The sequence below is a fragment of the Oceanobacter kriegii DSM 6294 genome, assembly GCF_000422845.1.
Taxonomy (GTDB): domain Bacteria; phylum Pseudomonadota; class Gammaproteobacteria; order Pseudomonadales; family Oceanobacteraceae; genus Oceanobacter; species Oceanobacter kriegii.
In genome coordinates this window covers 34,349-56,176 of record NZ_AUGV01000016.1, presented here as the reverse complement: position 1 = coordinate 56,176, position 21,828 = coordinate 34,349, and the positions used below count along the sequence as shown (strand labels likewise).

Below are 21,828 nucleotides of genomic sequence, written 5' to 3'. Positions count from 1 at the left end.
GCAGGTGTGACGGCTGAGCAGCCGTCACAGAGGGCGTCTTATTCAGGCAATTGCAGTGCCAGAATACGGCGTTTTTCTTCTTCGCTCAGGGTCAGTTCGCCATCGTGATAGTTGGCAAAACGACGCATCGAGAAATTGAACTTGCGAGCAAACTTGCGGCTACGCGGACACAGATAACGGGTAACCCCGGTATCAATCCAGATCACCTGATCGGCATTCGGTTGGGCGAACACGTTACGCAAGTGGCAATCGGAAAAGATCACGCCGGCGTCACGCATGGTGCGCAAGTCATCAATCACCCGGTCCAGCCACTGCATGCGTTGCGCTTCGCTTACTTCGCCAGACTGGAACCAGCTCAGCATTTCCACCGCTTGCCGGGCCGCCAGGTCTTCCATCAGGTAGTAACCCAGGTAACGATACTTGTAGCCCGGCACCAGGCCGATGCCCACTTCGTGAATACGCGCGACTTCAATGCCCAAACCGGCCAGCAGCTGATTGCCTTTTACTTCCTTGAACAAGCGGCTGCGAGCCCAGAAGGTTTTGAAGTATTCATGCCAGCTACGGGCCTTGATGAACTTCAATACACTGCGGCCATCGTCCGCCATCAGTACCGTCGAAGGCGTGTGGTCGATAATCAAGGGGCCGGTAGACCGAACATGCTGACGACCACTGGTCGGCTGTTCGGCCTGAACCGTCAGAAAGGTCTGGAATATGCCCACACCCGGGAGGGAAAACTGCGTTAAATTCATACTGGTTGCACCTGACCCATCCATGGGCATTGTCATTCGGATATTTCATCAAATTGTAATAAGGCCGAATGGGGCAACAAAATTAAAATCCGGGAACATTTATTCCCAATATAAACAACAATTACATCGCTAAAAAACGCTCAATTTCCTTGCTATTAAACTGGGCGCCTGTACATCAAGGCTGTATATCCATCAGAAAAGTCACCGGCCCGTCGTTCAGCAGCGACACCTTCATATCGGCACCAAAACGGCCATTGGCGACGGTAACCGACTTGGAAGCCTCAGCAGAAAAATACTCGTACAAACGCTCGGCATGATCCGGCTTGGCGGCGGTCGAGAACCCCGGTCGCATGCCCTTGCGAGTATCGGCAGCGAGGGTGAATTGCGAGACCACCAACAATTCACCGGCAATGTCCTTCAGACTCAGATTCATACGGCCATCGGCATCCGAAAAAATCCGGTAGCCCAACACCTTGTGCAGCATTTTATCGGCAACGGCTTCGGTGTCTTCCGGCTCAACCCCTAACAGCAACATAATGCCCTGGCCAATTTCTCCAACGGTTTCACCATCCACCACCACGTTGGCATGCGCCACCCGCTGAATCACACCTTTCATTGGTTATTCCTCACAATTTCAATCATCCAAACACCGCTCCCTTGCTATTTACCGTTAAGGGAACAAAGATGGTCTACAGCAGACACATTTACTCATCAGAGACCTTCTGCAGGAGCTAACATGACACGCTTTCTACTGCTTTTTCTAACACTGGTTAGCTTTAATGCCATCGCCACAACCCAGGTGTATGTGACCCGCGATGCCGAAGGCAATCTGATCTTCAGCGACCGCCCCAGTGCCGACGCCGAAACCCACGAAGTGGAAGCGCTGCCCACGGTGCCAGCCTTCAAGGTGAAAAAGCAACAGGGAGAAACAGAGCCCGTCGACCTGGAGCCTGAAAACTTCTACACCAATGTTCAAATCCTCAGCCCCAACAACGAAGCCAACATTCCCCACGGGCTGGCATCCGAACTCAGTGCCGTGATAGACGTGCAACCAGCCTTGCGGCCCGATGACGAAATCATCCTGACGGTCGATGGCAACACCGCTGGTCGTGGCACCAGCAACAGCTACCCACTGAAAAACCTGAGCCGCGGCAAACACATCCTGGAAGCCCGCATTGTCGATGACCGTAATCGCACCCTGTTGAAAAGCCGCACCATCAATATCTACATTCAGCAGCCATCCTTGCTAAACCGTCGCTCAGCCAATGACTAGCACCCGATAGATGAGGCAACTGCACAGAGCGGCTCAGAGTCATTCAAAGTCATCCTGAACAAGAGTGCAGTTTTGCTCTATTGAAAGGCATTCAGATCCAATACCGAACACCGGTCGCACCAAAAAAGAACACAAAAGAACTATAAAGTCTTGTTTTGGTGCAGATAAAAAAGCCCGCTTTCGGTAACTTATTCCGGTACGCCACATCCTAATGCGCGACAAGCGCTAATGTTGTGCATTCAACAACTGTGGCTCGCTTCTTGCAAAAACGTGCTGCAAAAGGGAGACAATACCGTATGCGTGCCAGTCCACTGCTCTCACAGCGACTAATGGAAAACCTGAACACAGGTGTTCTGTTGCTGGATGCCGAGCTCACCATCATCTACATGAATCCATCAGCCGAAGCGCTGCTGGAAGTCAGCGGCAAACGCGGTATCGGTGCTCCCTACTACGAAGTGGTCAAAGAAGATGACGACGACATCGAAGCCATGCGCGATGCCGTTATCACCGGTCATTCCTACACCCGTCGCGAAGCACACATCGTGCTGCACAATCAGCAAACCCTGACACTGGATTACAGCATCAGCCCGGTTTCCCACCCGGAAACCCGTATGCCGACGCTGTTGATGGAGTTGCAGGGCCGCGACCGTCTGATGCGCATCAGCCGTGAAGAACAATTAATCGCCAAGCAGGAAACCACCCGTTCCCTGGTGCGTGGCCTGGCCCATGAAATCAAGAACCCGCTGGGCGGGATTCGAGGTTCGGCACAGCTGCTGGAACGTGAGCTGCCCAGCGAAGACCTGAAGGAATACACCAACATCATCATCGAAGAAGCCGATCGCCTGCGCGATCTGGTCGATCGACTGTTAGGCCCTCGTAACCTGCCACAAACCGAAGAATTCAGTTTGCACGAAGTCACCGAACGGGTGTGCCAATTGATTGAGGTGGAAAGTAACAACGTGGTGCAAATTCACCGCGACTACGACCCATCCATTCCGGAAATCGTGGCCGACCGTAATCAGCTGATTCAGGCGTTCCTGAATATCTGCCGCAATGCCATGCAGGCAATGCTGGAAAACCCGAACCAACAACAACCGCCAAGCCTCACCATCAAGACCCGTACCGTGCGCCAGTTCACCATTGGCCAGCACCGTCACCGCTTGGTGGCCCATATTGATGTGGTCGACAACGGCCCCGGCATCCCCAAAGACCTGCGCGACGACCTGTTCTACCCCATGGTCAGTGGCCGTGCCGATGGCTCCGGGCTTGGCTTGTCTATATCCCAGTCGTTGATCAACCAGGTTAACGGCATCATCGAATTCACCAGTGTACCTGGCTGCACTGTGTTCTCTATCTACATACCTTTGGAATCGCTATGAGTACTGTCTGGATCATCGACGACGACAAATCCATCCGCTGGGTACTGGAAAAAGCACTGGCTCAGGCCAACATCCAGACGCGCGTCTACGAACAAGCTGAACCAGCCCTGAACCAGCTCAAGCGCGAGCGCCCGGACGCCATCATTTCCGACGTGCGCATGCCAGGTATGGACGGCCTCAGCTTCCTCGATCAGGTGCATGAAAGCTGGCCCAACCTGCCAGTGATTATCATGACTGCGCACTCCGACCTGGAAAGCGCCGTATCCTCCTATCGCCGCGGCGCGTTTGAATACCTGCCAAAGCCATTCGACGTTGACGAAGCCGTGTCGCTGATCCAGCGCGCCATTGCCCACTACGAAGAAATTTCTGCCGCAGCAGAACCAGTGGAAGAAGAGGAAGAGCAGCAGGAAATCATCGGTGAAGCACCGGCCATGCAGGAAGTTTTCCGCGCCATCGGCCGCCTGTCGCAATCCCACATTACCGTGCTGATCAACGGCGAGTCCGGTACCGGTAAAGAACTGGTTGCTCATGCTCTGCACAAGCACAGCCCGCGTTCAGCCGAGCCATTCATTGCCCTGAACATGGCCGCCATTCCGCGCGACCTGATTGAATCCGAACTGTTTGGCCACGAAAAAGGCTCGTTCACCGGTGCTGGCGGCATGCGTCGCGGTCGCTTCGAACAAGCCAACGGCGGCACCCTGTTCCTCGATGAAATCGGTGACATGCCTGCCGAAACCCAAACCCGTTTGCTGCGGGTACTGGCCGACGGCGAATTTTACCGTGTTGGTGGTACCACCCCTATCAACGTCAACGTGCGCATCATCGCGGCAACTCACCAGAACCTCGAAGGGCTGGTGAAAGAAGGCCGTTTCCGGGAAGACTTGTTCCACCGTCTGAACGTGATCCGCATTCACATTCCGCGTCTGTCTGATCGTCGTGAAGACATTCCCAAGCTGCTGAGCCACTTCCTCAAACGCGCCGCCGAAGAACTCGGCGTGGAAGCCAAAACCCTGCGCCCGGAAACCGAGGAATTCCTCAGCTCACTGGACTGGCCGGGTAACGTGCGTCAGCTGGAAAACACCTGCCGCTGGATCACCGTTATGGCCTCCGGCCGCGAAGTGCTGATCAACGACCTGCCGCCAGAATTGATGGAACAAGGCAGCACCGCGCAGACTTCTGGCAACTGGGAACAAAACCTGCGCTTCTGGGCCGACCAGCAACTGACCCATGGCGCGGTCAACCTGCTGGACACCGCCGTACCGATCTTCGAACGTATCATGATCGAAACCGCCCTCAAGCACACCGCTGGCCGCCGCCGTGACGCCGCCAACCTGCTGGGCTGGGGCCGCAACACCCTGACCCGCAAGATCAAGGAACTGGGCATGGAAACCGGTTCTGACGACGACGGCGAATCCGAAGAGTAAACCGGTCGAGGCATGCCTCGACCCTACAATTTATAAACGAATTAGCGTTATTTTGTAGGGATAGGGCATGCCCTATCCGTCCGGCAAAGCCGGATGTTTATGTAAGCCGTAGGTGGGATAAACGAGCGCAGCGAGTGCTATCCAACATGGCCGTGCCAGATGACTTCAAACACCACGCTCATTCGTTTTTGTAGGTTGGGCTCCGCCCAACATTCGCAGGCAAGCCTGCTCCTACGCAATGACATTGCGGACAGGCCGCTAATTCACAATCGGCAGCAAGCTGCCTCCCACAAACATGCCTCCACAAGCATGCCTCGCCCCTAGACAGCTACCGCACTGGATCACGCCAGTAGATGATGCGGTCGTGGCCGCGGTATTGGCCAAACTGGATAATTGACGTGGGTGTATCGGCGTAGTCGCCGTCGTCGTCCCATTCGCCGCGCAGCCAATCGGGGACGTTGTAGGTGAACTCCACGCTGCCGTCGTTGCCGACGCCCGGGGCAGAGTATTGCAGGATGCCGGTGCCGTTGGTGGTTTGTTGTGCCACCGATGCGGTGATGTCACCCGAGTCGAGGTTACCGCTCCAGTTGGATGCTGTAAGCGTTGCACTATCGGCCGTTAGCACGGTGCAGTTGTCGTCGGTGTTTATACGCCACAGGCCGCCGTCGCTGTCCCAGTACACCATGTTCACTTGCTGTTGCAGGGTTTCGGTTTCTGGTCCAAAGGCGCTTTCCAGTCGCATGACGCCGTAGCGCACATCGACTTCCCCTAACTGCTGTGAGGTACAGGCACCCGAGGCAATACAGTCGCCAGTGGTTGCCGGGTTCATGTCCATGCCATCCAGTATGCTCAAGCCGCCATCGTTGTCGTTGATGCCAAGTGCAATCGACAGGTTGTTGTATGGTCCATCCGGGCTGCTGGCGCGGCTGAAGGTCAATGATTCTGCCCGGTTTTGCACACCGCCACTCCAGGTTCCCGCATCGCTGCTGTTGCTGGCAATGCGGGACGACAGGTCAATGCCATCGTCCGAATCTTCCGCTTCCCAGTAGCGCGTGGCACTGGCAAACGCACCTTCGTAGTTGGTGACGATGTAACCATCACTGTTGCGCGCCACCAATCGGTACGACACATCGATGCCGTACTGATCCATATAGGTAAAACCACCCGAGCAACTTTGAGTGAGCGTGGATACCGGCATATCGAAGTAATCCGGGTAAAAACGACCGATGTTGGCCAGCGTATTGGTGCTGAGAGCCGTGCCAAAGTAGTTGGCATCGGCGGTCAGTGAATACACGCCAATGTTGTCGACCGACTGCTGGAAATCCACCGAGCCATTGCTGGAAATAGCCACGGAAGACGTACCGACAATGGCATTGTCGCCATCTGCTGGAGCCACCAGCAGGCTGTCGAGGCTGATGGTGCCAATAAAGTCGGAGGCAATGCCGCCGCCGGTACATTGGGCCTGTGCCGTCATATCAAAGCCGGAGCCGGCGCTGACAAAGGGGCTGCAACTGGCATCAGCACTACTGCAACTGGCGGCGGCAGCGGCCACGCTCAGCACTATCTGCTCCGGCCTGGCAACAATGGAAGAGGTAGCGAGCGTCAGCTCGTCGATACCCACCGCACCAGCATCCGGTGTGCCGGAGTACGGTGCGTCATCGTGTACCAGGTGGATAGCTTGCAGCTCCGCCGCATTGGCATAGGCCACGTTGATGTCGGCGACGCCATCAGTAAAGGTCAGGTTGAAATTGTTATTGTCAGGCCGCGCCTGATCGAGAATGGCCGTGCCGTTGAGCACCAGCGGTGTTGAGACCGTGGTGGTGCTGGCCGCCGCTGGAGGCTGATACAGGTTGGCGTTGAACCAGGCTTTCATGCCTTTGCTGCCGGTGAAACCGGTCAGCTGCTGGCAGGCCGCACCGGATTCATCGTCACCAATGGCCACCAGCTGCATGTTGGTGGTTGCGCCACACACAAAGTCAGTCGGGGCCGTCAGCAAAGCAAAACCCTCGGTGCGTACATCGGTGCCCGCCGCCGCTGTTGAGCCAATGCCACTGTCACGATCTGTGGCCGTGATCTGAAGGTCCGGGTTTTCGTTTTGATGAAACAGGTACACCGTGGTTTCACCGGCATCGGCTTCCGACATGGTGACGCTGGTGATCTGGCTGCCACCACTGGCGGCATCGTAAAACAGGGAGTTGGCGTTCTCGCTTGAGGTCAGGTCAAAAGTGCCGGTATAGTCGTCCTTAACCGTGCTGCCGTCAGAGCACATCGCCTGAATGGAGACTTCGCCAAGGCTGAACGAACAGGCAAGCGCATAAGCTGGCTGGGTGATACTGAAACTGCCGAAATCACAGCTACCAATACAGATGCCCGAGTAATCGGCATTTTCGGCTGCATCCGGGTCGTAACGAATGTAGTTTTGTACGTCGTTACTGCCGCCAGAAAGGGTCACATTGGCAGCGTTGACGGCACCGTTGATGGTGGAACCAAATCCAAAACTTGCGTCGTTTTCTGCATAAACCAAGCCGGAAATAGATGCAGCGCTGTCGGTAGTCACGTTGCCGTAAGAGTAAATAATCAACTGGCTTGCATCACCAAAGCTGCCCAGCCCATTGGCATTGAGATATACGTCACGTCCCATGGTTATTCCATTTCTGACGTATAACCGGGTGGTTCCTGTACCCGTAAGTTGAATTTGCGAAAAGCGCCCCATCGACAGGGACTCAAAATAGAAATCCCCGGGCGGTAAGTACAAGATACCGCCAAACTCAATCGACACATTGCGAAAGGAGTAGGCACTGAAAGTATCCCGAATACGAAGTGTGTAACGACGGCCATTCTGAGCGCTTCGGATGGTCAAATCCCGATATTCATCGGTCGTCGCGTTTAACTGGTAGTTACCCGGATCCCCCGGAAAAACATATAAATCCTGGGTGCTGGCACTGCTGACAAACACCGGTTGCTCCAATCCACCCGCAGCGGAACCAGACGCCACACAGTCCGCAGTTAAGCAGGTTGGCGTTACCGAGCTGGAATTACTCGCAACCGAGCCCGCCTCCAGAGTCGTGGTCGGGTTGTTATCCAAATAGCTGTTGTAACCAAAACTGATCTGCCCGCCGGTATGGCTGGCAGCGGCGCCAGAGAACACGGTCGAACAGGTGAAGCTGCTGTTGCTGGTGCTACAGGGGTGGGTTAGCTCCATCAATGCGCTGATTTCGCTGGCGCTGACTTCGTGGTTGTACATCGCCACTTCGTCGATATCGCCACGAAATTCACGTCCATTGATAAAGTCGAAACCAATCTGAAACACATCGGTATTGGTTTGCAGATCACCGTTGTAAGCCCTTGTTTGATCCAGCACGCCGTTCAGATAAATACGCTGACGACCGCGTGTGTAGGTAATGGTGATATGGGTCCAGGTATTCAGCGGTACCACAGAATTGGAGGTGAATGCGTCGAACATCCACCACCAGTACACCCGACCATCACGATCAAGGTGGAATTCGTAGTTGGTGTCCTTCGACAGAATAGAGGCCAGGTCGGCATTGTAGGCAGTAGGGCGTACCCACACGCCGATGGAAAACTCTTCCCTAAAGCTCATGCGCTCATCATGAGGCACTTCTATGTAGCCACCACTGCCATTGAAACTGGCATACCGACAGGTACCCGGGTCGCCCTCCAACACCCGGTCACCGTCACCGGCTGTTACGCCGTTTCTGGCAGTACCGTTCATGCCTGATTGGCTATCAATCACCTCGCCGGTGGTGGCCGTGTAGGCATCATTATCCAAATGATACAGCGCCACCAAACCCGCTGTTGCCAGCGGAGAAACAACCATCAGGCAGGCAACCGCCAGCCATTGCAGGTACGTTCGTATCATTTCACCCTTACCTCCAGCGTCCGTGTGCCATTCCCCCCATCACAGCTGGCAGCACTGCTGAGATCGCAATAGGTTTGCCCTTCGGCAACAAAGCTGGAGCAACTGACCACCGCCTGACAGCTGTTCAAACCCGCCACCGCCCAGGTCACCGTAGTATTGGCCGCTGCACACTGACAGGTGTCCGCCGCCAATGTATCAACCAGCTGTTGTTGGATCGCGCTGTACGCCATCAAGTAGGCCTGCTGGGCGGCAATGTTGCTGCTGTAGTTCTGGCTGCTGGTGTCGGCCAGTCGATTTACGGCCAACCCGACGATGCTAAGAATCAGGATAATAAACAACGCCATCGGCAGACCCATGCCTTGCTGGCGAGCCAAAGCCCTCGGTTTACCGGGTATTCTTGAGGGCTTGGCTACGTGTCTGGTAACGCGTTTGTTTGCGTATATGAGTCGCTTCAGGTCAGGGCACATTGAGCAGTTGCACCTCCCTGTTGATGATCATTTGCTCGCCACCGTTACCATCGGTATTACCGTCCCGGCGCGCACGCAAGGTACGAAACTCCAGGTGCACAATGGCGTTGCGCTGTAACTGTGCGGCGGCTACTTCAAACCGTAAGGAACCGGGCAGCAGGTTGTCGACCAGCAAGCTGGCATCGGTGGTGGGCAACAACGCCGCACTGTTCAAAGCAAAGCCGTAATTGGCGTATCGCCACAGCCTGCCGGCACCGTCTTCGCACCAGGCGATGGGGGTATCGACCAAATACAGTCGCCGAGCAGGCGAGTGATAGGGAAAGGATTCCAGCGAGGAGAACGTCAATGTTTGGGTATTGTTGCTGACCGCACCAAGCACTGCGGTGGCGTCCGACACTGAAGGTCCACTGCCAGATGCGCCGTACACCGCTGCAATGGATGTTGGGTACACGGCGACATACGCCGAGTCGCCCACGCCCATGCCTTGCACCACCACGACGTCGGCTTCGGTTGAAGACTCGCCCACTGGCAACGATAAATAATCCGCCATGGCCCGAATCGGCACCAGCTCCAGGCAGGCATTGCCGCCGTCATTGAAAGCCCGCACGCTGTTGGGCAAAGCGCGGCGAATATCCCGCGACATCTGCTCACTGGCAACATATGCCGCACTCGACAAGGTCGCCCGGGCACCGGTGTCGACCCATCCTTGCACATACAAGCCGACGAATCGCATGCTGATCAAACTGATGATGCCGAGGATCACAATCACCATGATCATCTCGATCAGGGTGAAGCCCCTTTGAGCGGTCACAATGCGCGGTTGGGCTGTCATCAGAAATCCCCCCGCATGGCCGACATCACCAGCGTCTCGCCGACGCTGCCCGTCATGGTGATGCTGATCACCTTGGTGAAGCCATTGGTCGACCCCACAGTGACAGACAGGCACTGAACCGAAACAGAGATTTGATACTGGGAACCCGGGCCTGCGCCGGTATCCAGAAACTGTCCCTGCTCTACCAGACCGTCGTAGTCGTCAACGTCATCGTAGTCGCCGCGACCCGACTCCCCCGCTTCCGGCCCGGCAACCGTGCAGCTGCCGACCGCACCACCACCCGGTGGGGTTTCGTCCTGAAAGCGTAACGCCAATATGTCATCGAAGTAGGATTGCATCATTTGCACAGCACGGGCTTGCCACAACGGATCGGCGCCGCGCCGGACCGACAGGTCCATGCTGCTGGTCACCGCCGTCAGGGCAACGGCAATCACCATAATGGTGATCACGGTTTCAACCAGACTGAAGCCCCCGGCGGTTAATCGCCCGAGACGGTTTGAACGCTTGTTAGAGGCAGCTGCCAACATAGGCGTAACCAGAAGCGCTGACACACACCTCCAACCGGGAAGGCACACAGATGCGGTAATTTTGGCCGGATGTCAGGCCACCATCGCCATCGAAGCCTATTTGCAAAGGCAGGCTTGGCAAAGATGAGCAGGCGGCTGCCATATCAGTGCCGCCATGCAAGGAAAAGGTATGCCGATCCATTGACTGAGTGTGCACTGTGCCTCCTTGTGCGGAAATCCGGCCCAACCATTCAGAGCCACTGTTGCTGAGCTGCAATTGGGCGACGTTGTCGGTTGAGCGCGCCAACGCCGTTTGCTGGGCCTGACGCACCGCTGAAACCACAAAATCAGCGACTATGCGCTGATCATAATTGTCGCGGGTGGCAAACAGACTGGCCGCGAACGACGAAAGGATTCCCACCAGCACCAGCACCATGACCAGTTCAACCAGTGTGAATCCTTTCGGTTTTTGCTTCATGGCAAGCCGTTAGCAGCCAGTAACCGCAACCGTTGGCGTTGAGCCAGCCGCGGCTTCGGTGTAGGTCACAGTACAGTCACCCACGGTCCAGTCAGCGGTAGATTGACCGCCCGACACTTCAACCTCGTTCGCATTACCGTAACCATCTGCGGTAATGGCATCTTCGATGGTCAGGTAATCCGGGTAGCCGTTGACAATGGTGATGCTGTTTCCTTCCAGCGTGATCGGCGTAGTGCTACCACCGGACAGGAAGGTCGCATGAGCAATGTTTGCAGCGGAGCGCAGGGAACCTGCCAACGCCTCAGCACTGGCCTGCTCTGCATCGCCACTCAAGTCCGCAAAACGCGGCAGAGCAAACGCAGACAAGACCCCGAGAATCACAATCACCATGATCAATTCGATCAGGGTAAAGCCAGAATTACGTTTCATATCCAACTCCTGAAAAACACCTGGTGGTGGGGTCACTCACCGTGCCGAGCACCCAGCATTTGCGAGGTAACCGTTAGGTTTGTAACCGTTAATCAATGTCTCTTAAACATAGACCACCGGCATGCCTCTGCCCGGCTTATTACTAAAATTCACAGAAAGTCTACAGAGCCCGCCAAAACGGCTGATATTTGACGCAAGTTATTGGTTTAGAAGATCAATTCCCGTCGACATCGACACCGAAACCCTGGCCGATACCTGAGCCGCGCCCAACCCAAGCCCCATGACACAGAGTGTTGTCTGAACCATTCCGCTCGAAGAACTCTCTACCCCACAGCAACGGCGACCATGTCGACACTCTTCACCCAAAGTCGATAACGACGGCCGAATCACCTTGCTATAGTCAGATCACTGCCATAGGAGGCTGAAAAATGAACAATCTGCATATTCTTGTTACAGGTGGGGCCAGCGGTATCGGTCTTGGTATTGCGGAAACCCTGGGCAAACAGGGCGCTCGCATTATGGTGTCGGATATATCTCAGGAAGCCATTGATAGCGCGGTCAGCTCATTGAAAGAGCAAGGCATTGATGCCAACGGCGTCGCCGCCGATATATCCGACGTCAACGCCATTGACGCCATGGCGGCCAAACTGGCCGACGATCCGGTCAATGTGGTGGTCAATAACGCCGGCCTGCAATACGTATCGAAACTGGAAGACTTCCCCGCCGACCGCTGGAAACTGCTGATTGATGTAATGCTGGTGGGGCCTGCGATGCTGACCCGCGCTCTGCTGCCATCGATGCGTGAAGGGGGCTACGGCCGCATTATCAATATTGGTTCGATCCACAGCCTGGTGGCGTCGCCGTATAAATCCGCCTATGTCGCCGCTAAGCACGGCTTGATTGGCTTTGCCAAAACTGTGGCATTGGAAACCGGCGATACCGACATCACCATCAACACCATCTGCCCGTCGTATGTGAAAACGCCGCTGGTGGAAAAGCAGATTGCCAACCAAGCCAAGGAAAACGGCATTTCTGAAGAAGACGTGATCAACAAGATCATGTTGGAACCGATGCCGAAAAAGCAGTTTATTGATATCAGCGAAATTGCCGAAACCGTGGCATTTTTGGCCAGCCCGGCAGCGAAGAACATCACTGGCCAAACCATGGTGCTCGACGGCGGCTGGGTGGCTCGTTGAGCTGAGGTCGGGAGTCGGGAGTCGGCGAATCTAGCACCATGTAGGGTGCGCGCTGCGCACCGCTTCTCCCTGTCGGATCATTCGCATGCAAGCCTGCTCCTACGAAGTGGGCTGTATCGGTTAGCGGGCGAGCCGCCCGCGCTCCCGGATTCTACAAGGCGTGGGGGAAACGTAGGTGGGATAAGCGAGCGCAGCGAGTGCCATCCAACATGGTGACGTCAGATGGCAGCCGCTACGCGTCTTTATCTGACCTACATGAACGAGTAAGCCAGGCTGTACCTACGTTGTTAGGTGAAACACTTAACCCCGTGCGGCGGCGCCGAGTTCCCAGATTGGCAGGAAGACGCCCAGTGCCAGTATCAGGACCAGTACGGCCATAAATCCAAGCATCAGGGGTTCGATGGCGTCGGCGAGGAATTTCAGTTCGTAGTCGACTTCTTCTTCATAGAAATCAGCAACGTCGTTCATCAGCCGGTCGATGGAGCCGGTTTCTTCCCCCACCGACATCATTTGCAACACCAGCGGTGTGAACAGCCCTGTGTTAGCGGCGGTTTGGGTCAGTCGTTCTCCCCTCTCGACGCCGGTTTGCATACGCCGGACGGCAGCGCCAATGTACTTGTTACCCACGGTGTCGGATACGATGGCGAGGCTTCTGAGGATGGGAACCCCAGCGTCGATCATCATCGACAACGAGCGGGAAAAGCGTCCAAGGGCAATCCGCTCGAACAGGGAGCCAAACACCGGCAGGCGCAGTTTCAGGCGATCCCATTGCAGTCCACCGCCCGGCGTCTGGATGTATTTCCAGAGCAGCAAGCCAGCCACTATCAGGGCAACGGCAATCCCTGCACCGTTGTTTACCGCAAATTCAGAGGTCGCCATCAGCGCTCGGGTTGCCCACGGCAGTTCGGCATCCATGCTGGCAAACACCGGAGCAAAGTTCGGTATCACATACAGGGTGACGATGGTCATGGCGGCCACCATAGAAAAAATCACCAGGGTCGGGTAGCGCATGGCGGTGGATACCCGTCGGATGGTTTCACGTTCCATTTCCAGGTGATTGATCAATGCTTGCAAGGCCTCTGACAGCCGTCCGGTTGTTTCGCCCACTTGCACCATGCTGATGTAAATGGGCGAGAACACCTTCGGATGCTGCCGGAATGCCGTGGTGAGGTCGCCACCGGCTGTCAGCGTGCGGGCCATTTCCCCTAACACCCGCTTGATTTCAGGGTTGGGGGATGACTCCGACAAGCCCGTCAGCGCGCGTATGATCGGCACACCAGATCGCGTCAGCGCGTATAGCTGGCGGGTCATCAAAATCTTTTCGTCCATTTTGATGTTACGGCGTTTGAACAGATCCCGACTGTCGCCGCTGGCTTTGGCGTCTTTTTGTTTCTCTTCCAGCCCCAACAGCATCACGCCCTGACGCTGCAACACACGGGAGGCAGTGCCCTGGTCCTGCGACACCATCTGACCTTGTACCGGCCGCCCCTCGCTGTCTTTACCGCGATACAGATAAACAGGCATCAGCCGTCCCCTTCATCCAGAGTGGCGGCAACGCGGAAGATTTCCTCAACCGAGGTGACGCCGTGGCGGGCGTAGTCCAGCGCGCCCAAAGCCAATGAACGGAATTCCGGTTGGCGAGCTGCTTCCAGCGCAAACTGGTTAGGGTTGTTATCGCGCAGGGCGGTAACCAACGGCGCTGTCATTTCCAGCAGTTCGTAAATACCAATACGCCCCTGGTAACCGGTGTTGTGGCACTGGTGACAGCCACGGCCAATCAGATAGGTTCGTTCACCCGCGCCCTGCTCAAGATTGTTGAGCCAGACTTTTTCCTGGGCATTGGGTTGATGTGCTTGTTTGCAGTGTGGGCACAGACGTTTGATCAGACGCTGCGCCACCACCGCCCGCAACGATGAGGCCACCAGATAGGAATCCACCCCCATGTCCAGCAAGCGCATGGCGCTGGAGGCGGCATCGTTGGTGTGCAAGGTCGACAACACCATGTGGCCGGTCATGGCAGCGCGCAGGCCAATTTCGGCGGTTTCCTGATCACGCATTTCCCCCACCAGCACCACGTCCGGGTCCTGACGCAAGGCGGCTCGCAGCACAGTGGCAAACTCCAGCCCAACCTTGGGATTCACCTGCACCTGATTGATACGCGGCAGACGGTATTCGATCGGGTCTTCGGCGGTGATGATTTTCTTTTCTGGCGTATTCAGCTGATTGAGCGAGGCGTACAAGGTGGTGGTTTTACCCGAGCCGGTTGGGCCGGTAACCAGAATCAGGCCGTGAGGACGACGAATCAGGTGCAGGTAACGTTTTCGCAGTACCTCGGGCATGCCGAGTTTTTCGATATCGAGCAAGCCGGCCGACTGGTCGAGCAAACGCATCACCACCGATTCACCAAAGGGCACCGGCATGGTCGACAGACGCACGTCGATGTTCTTGTTCATCACCCGGATGTTAAAACGGCCGTCTTGCGGCAGGCGTTTTTCGGAAATATCCAGACCGGACATAATCTTCAGACGCGACACCAGCGCCGAGGCCACCCGCCGTTCTTTCATGATCTGTTCCTGCAATTCGCCATCGATTCGCAGGCGAATACGCAGCAGGTTTTCTTCCGGTTCAATGTGAATATCGGAGGCTTTCACCTGTACGGCATCTTCAAGAATGTTTTGCAGCAGCCGCACCACCGGCGCCTCACCGGCTTCGGAGTCCAACGCCATCTGGTCGATGTCGAAGTCGCTGGCTTGCAGTTCGCCTTCCAGCTCACCGGCGATGGAGGCAATTTGCTCCTGTCGGCGGTACTGGGTATCCAGCAACGCCAGCAGTTCCTGTTCTTTTACGAAGGCTGGCAACACGGTTTTGCCCAGCGTGCGCTGGATTTCGTCCACCAGCATCAGATCGGTCGGGTCGGCCATGCCAACCCGGTAGCCGCCGGGTTCTTCGCTCAGCACCAGCGCCCGGTATCGGCGTGCCTGGCTTTCGGGCAAACGCTGCACCAGGCGGGAGTCCAGACGAAAACGGGAAAGATCGATAAAGGGGTAGTCGAAGTATTCGGCCAGCGCACTCAGCAACTGCTCCTCGGGCAGGAAGCCGAGATCGGTAATGGCACGACCCAGTTTTTTGCCCGAGCGTTTCTGTTCAGCCAACGCCTGCTGCAACTGGGTATCTGTAATCAGGTTGCGTTCCAGCAACAAATCGCCAATGCGTACCCGTTTTGTCATCCCTCGCCCTACTCCTGCTGTGTGTTACCGGCTGTTGGCCGAATGCCCGAACGCCGCCACGGATGCATGAGGCGTGGGGGCAACAACCCGGTTACTGAGATCCACTTCGGTCATTACTGGTGCCTCGACCGGATGGGGTTCGATCGGTTTGACGGCCTTATTCACCACCTTTTCCAGGGTTTCTGCCACAGGCACGACCGGATCTGGCCTGCGCACTGTCGGCAGCGGTCGCTGGTGACGCTCCAGCAAACCGTGTTCATTGATGCCGGTCAGATGCAACAGCCAACTGGTGACCATCACGGTGGCAAAAAAGATACCCGCCAAACCAAACACCAGCGCGGCCGGGGCGGGCCAGCTCTCCTGACCGGACGTTGCCCCGCTGCGGTCGCTGGCGGTGTTACTGTTGATATCGGCGTCAGTTCGCCAGGCTTGATTCATGGTTTTGGCCCTCCGGGGTACGAGCCGCTGGCGCTATCGTCGAAAATCGACGATTGATGGCCTCAATCTCCCGTACCGGCGTGGCGCCGTCGACGATGTGAGGCTGAATCAGAATCACCAGCTCACTTTGTATGTTTTGTTGCCGCTCCTGGCGGAATAACCAGCCAAGGATCGGAATGCTGCCTAACACCGGCACACTGGCTTCGGTGGTTTCGACGCGGTTTTGCATCAAACCACCAATCACCACCACCTGACCGGACTGTGCCCGGATGATGGAGTCGGTTTCACGCACTGTGCTGTACGCCAATGGCAGGTTGAATTCTTCGCTGCCCAGTTCAACCGTCTTCACCCGTTCTTCCACTTCCGTCACCGTTGGGTGAACGTGCAGAATCACCTCTTCGTCGCTGCTGACCTGTGGCGTAACATCCAGCGCAATACCGCTGAAAAACGGTGTCAGCTCAATATCCGGAGACTGGGTTGAGCCGGTCGTCGAGGTGGTTGTAGTGGTACTCACCTCGGTCACAAAGAACTCATCCGAGCCAACCTTGATCACGGCTTTCTGGTTGTTGACCGTGGCAATCCGCGGGCTCGACAGCACCCGCACATCGCCCTGGGTTTCCAGCAACTCCACCGCACTGGTGAAGTCGCCAATGTTGAATCCCATCGAGAAAATGCCACCAATACGGTCGGCATTCTCCAACGCCACCGCCCCTTGCCCGGCGGTGATGGAGCCGCGGCTGTTGCTGGCCACCAGCGCCGCCCAGTCGATGCCCTGCTGATAGCCATCATTGAGAGACACTTCGAGGATCTTGGTTTCAATCAATACCTGTTTTTGCACACTGATTTCAGCCCGGTGCAAATAGGTGGAGATCGCTTTCTGCGTCGCAGGCTTGGCTTGCACAATGACAATACCGGCGTGAGCGTCCACCACCACGCTGGCGTTTTCTTCATCCTGCACCAACAGTTGCAGCGTCGAGCGCAGCTGCTGCCAGAAATCAGCCTGGGATTCGGTTTCAACCTCGCTGGAATTGATCGTCTGGGTACTGGTTACATTAGACGAGCTATTGCTGTCCGAGCTACTGAGATCCTGTTGACTGACCTGACCACTGCTGACTTGCATGCCAGAACGACCTTTACGGGTAACGTTCAGGTAGTTGACCGGATACATGCGGGTCTGCTGTTTGGCGGGCATGATCTGCACACCGTAGTTGGTGACGCTGAAGTCGTAGCCGTAGATATCGCGCAGGGCTTCCAGCACCTCCGGCAAGGTGACATGACGCAGGGTAAGGGTGATGTTGCCGCTGACTTCCGGGTGCAACAGCAGGTTTACCCCGGTGCCTTCCACCAGACTGTTAAAGAACGCGGTCGCCGGGGTGTTGTCGGCCACCACATCAAAGTACTCCACCTTGTCCATCGCCAGCGATTGCTGATGCTGATCCAGTGCCGGAATACTGTCTCCAGCCGCCCGGTTACGCTGTCGGTCGGCAGCAGGCGGGATTTCAATTGGCAAAATATCGCTGGCAACCCGGGTGTTGGTCGGCTGGGTGCTGCAACTGGCCAACCCCATCAGGCAAATGGCCAACAAGGCCTGTGGCAACCGGCGAACAGACGTCGCAGGCCCCGCAAGTTGGTTAAACCACGGCTTGTTCATCGATTTCCGTATTGCTGTCATTGAACATCACCTTCTGTTGCTGCCTTGCCGGACTCTGCTTGATTGGCAGGCAGACGATAAATCTTCGGAGTCGGGCCGTCGGCGGCCGGACGTTTAACACTGGCAACGGCCAGCACCAGAGTGCGTTTACGGTTGCCTTTACGAGCAATCACCCGATCACTGACGATGCGCTCGACCAGCCAGCCATCGACCTTGTTACCGGCCGATACCGCCTGACCATTGATCACCGCGACCGGCGTTGCACCGTGCAAAATCTGGCTCAGTTCCAGCTTCGCTGGTGCTGCTCGCTGCACACTTGGAGCAGGCGCTGCTCCCGCCCAGGACGGCGGTTTGGTGGGGTCGTCGGCCTGCGCTCGGCCTGTGACCAAGAGCAGCAGTGCAGCGCACATAAGCAATGTCCTGAATTTCAAAGAGCCACCAGGGGCCCTCTGAATAACTCTGCACAGCTCTGCGCGAGTCCTGCAGGTTGTCAGAACAAGGCGGCGAACGCAGCGAAATGACGAGTCCTTTTCAAGTTCGCCAACGCCGTTCTGGCGAGCTGAAGGCCGCGCCCGAAGGGGATGACAGGGCATCGCTAACTCTGTGTCGCTGCTTTTTGACTTGACCCGCCAGGCCTGCAAATCAGCTTTGGGACTCAGCTTCGCCCTGTCATCCAGAGCGGGCACCGAGTTATTCAGAGGGTCCCTAGACACCGATGACCTCCTTACGGGTACTCAGGGTGAATACTTCCAACTCCAGCTCGCCCCAAGGGTAGCTTCCCAACTGGTAATCCAGCGCCTGCCAGAACAGCGTGTGTTCGCTGCTCTCCAGTGCTTTCAGGTAATTCACCGTGCCCGCCCAGGTGGCTTTCATCCGAATGCGAAAACGGTGCTGCCAGAACAGCGGCGCATTGGCCATCGCGTCGTCGGCGTCACTATCCGCCACCTTGGCCTGATTCGGTCGAATAGCCATCGACGGCAGGTTCTCCAGCGACACTAACTTCAGGCCCTTGGTGTCTTTCAATACCCGCTTCAGCAGAGCGGCCATTTGATGCGGTTGCAGAATGTCGCGCGACAACGCCGCCGTTTGCTGCACCAGAACGCCTTGCTGTTGCTGCAACTGCTGTAACTGCTGTTGCAACACATCGTTAGGGTCGACCATGACCTGCGCCGACAGACTGGCGAGGGATTGCTGCAAGGCTCGCTGTTTGTGTTCCAGTTCGTTGGCCAAATTGGCTGCTCGATTGGCGTTGCTCCACAACGGCTCGACCAGTACCAAACCAATCACCGACAGCGACATAAGCAGCGTGATACGTAACAGCCGGAATTCACGGGGTTCCAGCCCCATCAGGTAATCGACCAGGCGAGTCAGCAAGAGGGTTTCACGATTACTCATAGCCGCCTCCATCGGTCATAACGGCACTGGCGTCCAAACCTTGACGACGTAAAGCCGATGCCGCACTGCCTTCCGGCGGCCGCTGTCGGGTATCGAGCCTGAAGCTGTACCCACGGCCTTGTTCATTAACGTCCAGCTGCTGGAACACCACGCCCTGCCAGGACGGCAGCTTTCTGAGTTCGTCCAGATAGCTGGAAACCGCATCCGGCGTTTGCAGCAAACCCGCCAGTACCACGTGGTCGCCCCGTTGACTCAGGCGCGTTTCCGACAGCCAAACACTGCTGAGGCGTACCTCGCCCAGTTGGCTCATCAGGGACAGGAAATCGCCGCGATTACTTCCTGCGCCCGCTTGGCCGAGCTGACCTTTGCCACGGCTGCTTTGCAGGTAGTTCAACTGCTGGGTGGCGTGAAATACCGATTTTTCCGCAGCGATCACCTGCTGCTGCAAGCGACTGTCCATCGCGGGCACCACCAGCCGTTGTTGTTCTTTGTTAATGGCAATATCCAGCTGCGCCAGCCGCTGTTCGGCGTCACCGACCCGATGTTTTTGATACACATCCGCCACCACGCCACCAACAGCCACCACACCCAGAAACAGCACAATCAGCCCCGACTCGATCAGCAGTTTGCGCACGGGCACAGGCAGACGGGTAGGACGAAACTCCTCGGTGAAGAAGTTGACGCGCTGGCGGACTTTCCAGGTCATGAAATATCCTCCGACTCACTCACCACTTCATGGCTGATTCCGAGTGCTGCCCCCAGGGCGCAGGAGGTGGCATGGTTCCAGTCTGATTCCGTATCATTCAGCCAGGTACGCAAGGAAAACCGTCGACACGGCAGGTTAAGTTGCTGTTCCAGCGCTTCCAGCAGGCTGTCTTCCAACGGACTGCCCGATGTCACCAGCCACAATTGCCCCACCACGCCCATCGCCAATTGGCTGTCGAAGTAGTCAAGCGAGCGTTGGATTTCGAGGGTCAGACGGTCCAGTTCAGGGTGATTAACCAGAGGCTTATTGAGCGCAAAGTCGTCACTCAGGGTCAGTTCACTGGCAGTAAGACCTTCGACAATGCCGTCTGGCTGCTCGTCGCTGCTACCCATGTCGTCTTGTGATGGATCACTGGCCGATACAGGCTCAGGCTCGGGGGCAGCCTTGGGTTTGAGGGTTTCCAGTTCACTGGCCACGGTTTGATAACCGACGTTGAAGTCACGCCGCAAATACAGGGCACCGTTGCTGTACAGCAGGGTTTTGCCCGAGGTATCGTCCAGCTGCAGCAACGCGATGCTGGCTTCCGGCTCCACTTCAGCCACCAGATCCAGCAACGCCATCTCGCCAATGGTGATGTGCTCCAGACGCAAATCCTGCTCACGGCAGCCCTGCACCTGTTGGAACACCGCCGACTGCTCGGCAAAGGCCACAAAGGCCATGCTCTGACGGCCGCGATAGGCATCTGGCGGTAACCGGAATGCCTGTACCTGCAGTTTCTCCAAAGGTGTCGTGGTGAGTTCGCCCAGCCGGAAGCGCATGGCATCCGCCAGCTCATGATCCTCAACGTCAGGTGCCGGAAGCATTTGCAGCTGATAATCCTGATACGGCAGTACCAGTGTGCTTTGAAAGCGTTTCCAGCCCAGCTGTTTCACCCACTGCCCCAGGTGCGACCAGTCGATGTGGTCGAGTGACAGCATGGAAACCACCAGGTTGTTTTGCATCGCAACCGCGGCCATGGCTCCGGATTTGTGCATTGCAATCCCAACAGAGCCATGTCCGTGATTGGTATTTCGTTGCCAGGGCCAGCGCATGTTAGTCATGTCCAATTTGTGATTACTGTCAGTGTAGACAGGTTTTATGATTCTGCTGGGCAGGCCAAAGCGAGCCGTCAATTTTTACAGTTCACAAATGAAGAGAATTTGGAGCGCATCCTTGGGCACGGTATTCTGTGCGGCCGTTTGTTCCGAGCCGTCACCGCGCCATGTTTCATATCGTTTTGTTTGAACCTGAGATTCCACCCAACACCGGCAACATCATCCGTTTGTGTGCCAATACCGGTTGTCAGCTGCATTTGATTGAGCCGCTGGGTTTCAATATGGAAGAGAAGGCCTTGCGCCGGGCCGGGCTGGACTATCACGAATTTGCCAACGTCAAAACCTACGCCGACTTCGCTGCTTTCATTGAAGAAGCCAAGCCCGAGCGGCTGTTTCCGTTTACCACCAAAGGCTCCACGGTGCCTTCCAGCGCAGAATTAAAAGACGGCGACTACTTTTTGTTTGGCCCGGAAACCCGCGGCTTGCCAGCAGAAGTGCTGCAAACCTTCCCGGCACAGCACTGGATGCGGCTGCCGATGCTGCCCGACAGCCGCAGTCTGAACCTGTCCAATACCGTAGCGATTGTGGTGTACGAAGCGTGGCGCCAGAATGGCTTTGGCGGCGCCAGATTTGAAGGACCCGGAATGGGCTGAGAGGACGGAAGTTGGGCGGGGCGCGTAGCCTCTGAGGTCTGAGGTCTGGGT

General features: G+C 56.4%; 21 protein-coding genes. 5 read left to right on the top strand and 16 right to left on the bottom strand.

Annotation, left to right across the window (positions count from 1 at the left end):
* Positions 1-38: 38 nt before the first annotated feature.
* Both G516_RS0108905 and dtd read right to left on the bottom strand, forming a co-directional pair.
* Positions 39-749, bottom strand: coding sequence for a protein kinase family protein (locus G516_RS0108905; protein WP_028293358.1), 711 nt, complete (start codon positions 747-749; stop codon positions 39-41).
* Between the two features lie 175 nt (positions 750-924).
* Positions 925-1,365 (bottom strand): D-aminoacyl-tRNA deacylase, encoded by a 441-nt coding sequence (dtd, locus tag G516_RS0108900; RefSeq protein ID WP_028293357.1) that lies wholly within the window; start codon positions 1,363-1,365, stop codon positions 925-927.
* A gap of 120 nt (positions 1,366-1,485) precedes the next feature.
* Here dtd and G516_RS0108895 point away from each other — a divergent pair, with 120 nt between their 5' ends.
* The 3 genes from G516_RS0108895 to ntrC all read left to right on the top strand — a co-directional run bounded on the left by G516_RS0108895 (position 1,486) and on the right by ntrC (position 4,825).
* Positions 1,486-2,022: a DUF4124 domain-containing protein gene (locus G516_RS0108895; protein ID WP_028293356.1), complete on the top strand. Its 537-nt coding sequence runs from the start codon at positions 1,486-1,488 to the stop codon at positions 2,020-2,022.
* 296 nt (positions 2,023-2,318) lie between these two features.
* A complete protein-coding gene (gene glnL / locus G516_RS0108890; RefSeq protein ID WP_028293355.1) occupies positions 2,319-3,401 on the top strand; it encodes a nitrogen regulation protein NR(II) in 1,083 nt (360 codons plus the stop codon).
* A complete protein-coding gene (ntrC, locus tag G516_RS0108885) occupies positions 3,398-4,825 on the top strand; it encodes a nitrogen regulation protein NR(I) (protein WP_028293354.1) in 1,428 nt (475 codons plus the stop codon). The genes glnL and ntrC overlap by 4 nt, the downstream gene beginning before the upstream one ends.
* A gap of 328 nt (positions 4,826-5,153) precedes the next feature.
* Here ntrC and G516_RS0108880 read toward each other — a convergent pair whose 3' ends face one another.
* The 6 genes from G516_RS0108880 to G516_RS21735 all read right to left on the bottom strand — a co-directional run bounded on the left by G516_RS0108880 (position 5,154) and on the right by G516_RS21735 (position 11,417).
* Positions 5,154-8,705 (bottom strand): LamG domain-containing protein, encoded by a 3,552-nt coding sequence (locus G516_RS0108880; RefSeq protein ID WP_028293353.1) that lies wholly within the window; start codon positions 8,703-8,705, stop codon positions 5,154-5,156.
* A complete protein-coding gene (locus G516_RS0108875; RefSeq protein ID WP_156878995.1) occupies positions 8,702-9,079 on the bottom strand; it encodes a hypothetical protein in 378 nt (125 codons plus the stop codon). Before G516_RS0108875 ends, G516_RS0108880 begins: the two co-directional genes overlap by 4 nt.
* 82 nt (positions 9,080-9,161) lie before the next feature.
* Positions 9,162-10,004 carry a type II secretion system protein gene (locus G516_RS21750; RefSeq protein ID WP_051219148.1) on the bottom strand — a complete coding sequence of 281 codons (843 nt, stop codon included), beginning with the start codon at positions 10,002-10,004 and terminating at the stop codon, positions 9,162-9,164.
* Positions 10,004-10,531, bottom strand: a complete 528-nt coding sequence (locus G516_RS23845; protein ID WP_051219147.1) for a type IV pilus modification PilV family protein — start codon at positions 10,529-10,531, stop codon at positions 10,004-10,006. Before G516_RS23845 ends, G516_RS21750 begins: the two co-directional genes overlap by 1 nt.
* Positions 10,512-10,988 carry a prepilin-type N-terminal cleavage/methylation domain-containing protein gene (locus G516_RS23840; protein WP_051219145.1) on the bottom strand — a complete coding sequence of 159 codons (477 nt, stop codon included), beginning with the start codon at positions 10,986-10,988 and terminating at the stop codon, positions 10,512-10,514. Before G516_RS23840 ends, G516_RS23845 begins: the two co-directional genes overlap by 20 nt.
* A 9-nt stretch (positions 10,989-10,997) precedes the next feature.
* Positions 10,998-11,417, bottom strand: coding sequence for a type II secretion system protein (locus G516_RS21735; protein WP_036535505.1), 420 nt, complete (start codon positions 11,415-11,417; stop codon positions 10,998-11,000).
* 428 nt (positions 11,418-11,845) lie between these two features.
* On the opposite strand from G516_RS21735, the gene G516_RS0108850 reads away from it, so the two are divergent.
* A complete protein-coding gene (locus G516_RS0108850) occupies positions 11,846-12,613 on the top strand; it encodes a 3-hydroxybutyrate dehydrogenase (RefSeq protein WP_028293351.1) in 768 nt (255 codons plus the stop codon).
* Between the two features lie 300 nt (positions 12,614-12,913).
* On the opposite strand, the gene G516_RS0108845 is transcribed toward G516_RS0108850, so the two are convergent.
* The 8 genes from G516_RS0108845 to G516_RS0108810 all read right to left on the bottom strand — a co-directional run bounded on the left by G516_RS0108845 (position 12,914) and on the right by G516_RS0108810 (position 21,064).
* Complete coding sequence (locus tag G516_RS0108845; protein WP_028293350.1) at positions 12,914-14,137, bottom strand: type II secretion system F family protein; 1,224 nt, start codon at positions 14,135-14,137, stop codon at positions 12,914-12,916.
* On the bottom strand, positions 14,137-15,840 hold the full coding sequence (locus tag G516_RS0108840; protein ID WP_028293349.1) for a GspE/PulE family protein: 1,704 nt from the start codon (positions 15,838-15,840) through the stop codon (positions 14,137-14,139). Before G516_RS0108840 ends, G516_RS0108845 begins: the two co-directional genes overlap by 1 nt.
* Positions 15,841-15,864: 24 nt before the next feature.
* Positions 15,865-16,278, bottom strand: a complete 414-nt coding sequence (locus G516_RS0108835; RefSeq protein WP_028293348.1) for a hypothetical protein — start codon at positions 16,276-16,278, stop codon at positions 15,865-15,867.
* Positions 16,256-17,950: a pilus (MSHA type) biogenesis protein MshL gene (gene mshL / locus G516_RS21730; RefSeq protein ID WP_084644964.1), complete on the bottom strand. Its 1,695-nt coding sequence runs from the start codon at positions 17,948-17,950 to the stop codon at positions 16,256-16,258. The genes G516_RS0108835 and mshL overlap by 23 nt, the downstream gene beginning before the upstream one ends.
* Positions 17,947-18,339 (bottom strand): hypothetical protein, encoded by a 393-nt coding sequence (locus tag G516_RS0108825; protein WP_028293347.1) that lies wholly within the window; start codon positions 18,337-18,339, stop codon positions 17,947-17,949. Before G516_RS0108825 ends, mshL begins: the two co-directional genes overlap by 4 nt.
* A gap of 295 nt (positions 18,340-18,634) precedes the next feature.
* Complete coding sequence (locus G516_RS0108820) at positions 18,635-19,324, bottom strand: hypothetical protein (protein WP_028293346.1); 690 nt, start codon at positions 19,322-19,324, stop codon at positions 18,635-18,637.
* On the bottom strand, positions 19,317-20,030 hold the full coding sequence (locus G516_RS0108815; RefSeq protein ID WP_028293345.1) for a PilN domain-containing protein: 714 nt from the start codon (positions 20,028-20,030) through the stop codon (positions 19,317-19,319). Before G516_RS0108815 ends, G516_RS0108820 begins: the two co-directional genes overlap by 8 nt.
* Positions 20,027-21,064 carry a type IV pilus biogenesis protein PilM gene (locus G516_RS0108810; protein WP_156878994.1) on the bottom strand — a complete coding sequence of 346 codons (1,038 nt, stop codon included), beginning with the start codon at positions 21,062-21,064 and terminating at the stop codon, positions 20,027-20,029. Before G516_RS0108810 ends, G516_RS0108815 begins: the two co-directional genes overlap by 4 nt.
* A gap of 227 nt (positions 21,065-21,291) precedes the next feature.
* Here G516_RS0108810 and trmL point away from each other — a divergent pair, with 227 nt between their 5' ends.
* Complete coding sequence (trmL, locus tag G516_RS0108805; RefSeq protein ID WP_028293343.1) at positions 21,292-21,777, top strand: tRNA (uridine(34)/cytosine(34)/5-carboxymethylaminomethyluridine(34)-2'-O)-methyltransferase TrmL; 486 nt, start codon at positions 21,292-21,294, stop codon at positions 21,775-21,777.
* Positions 21,778-21,828: the final 51 nt, after the last annotated feature.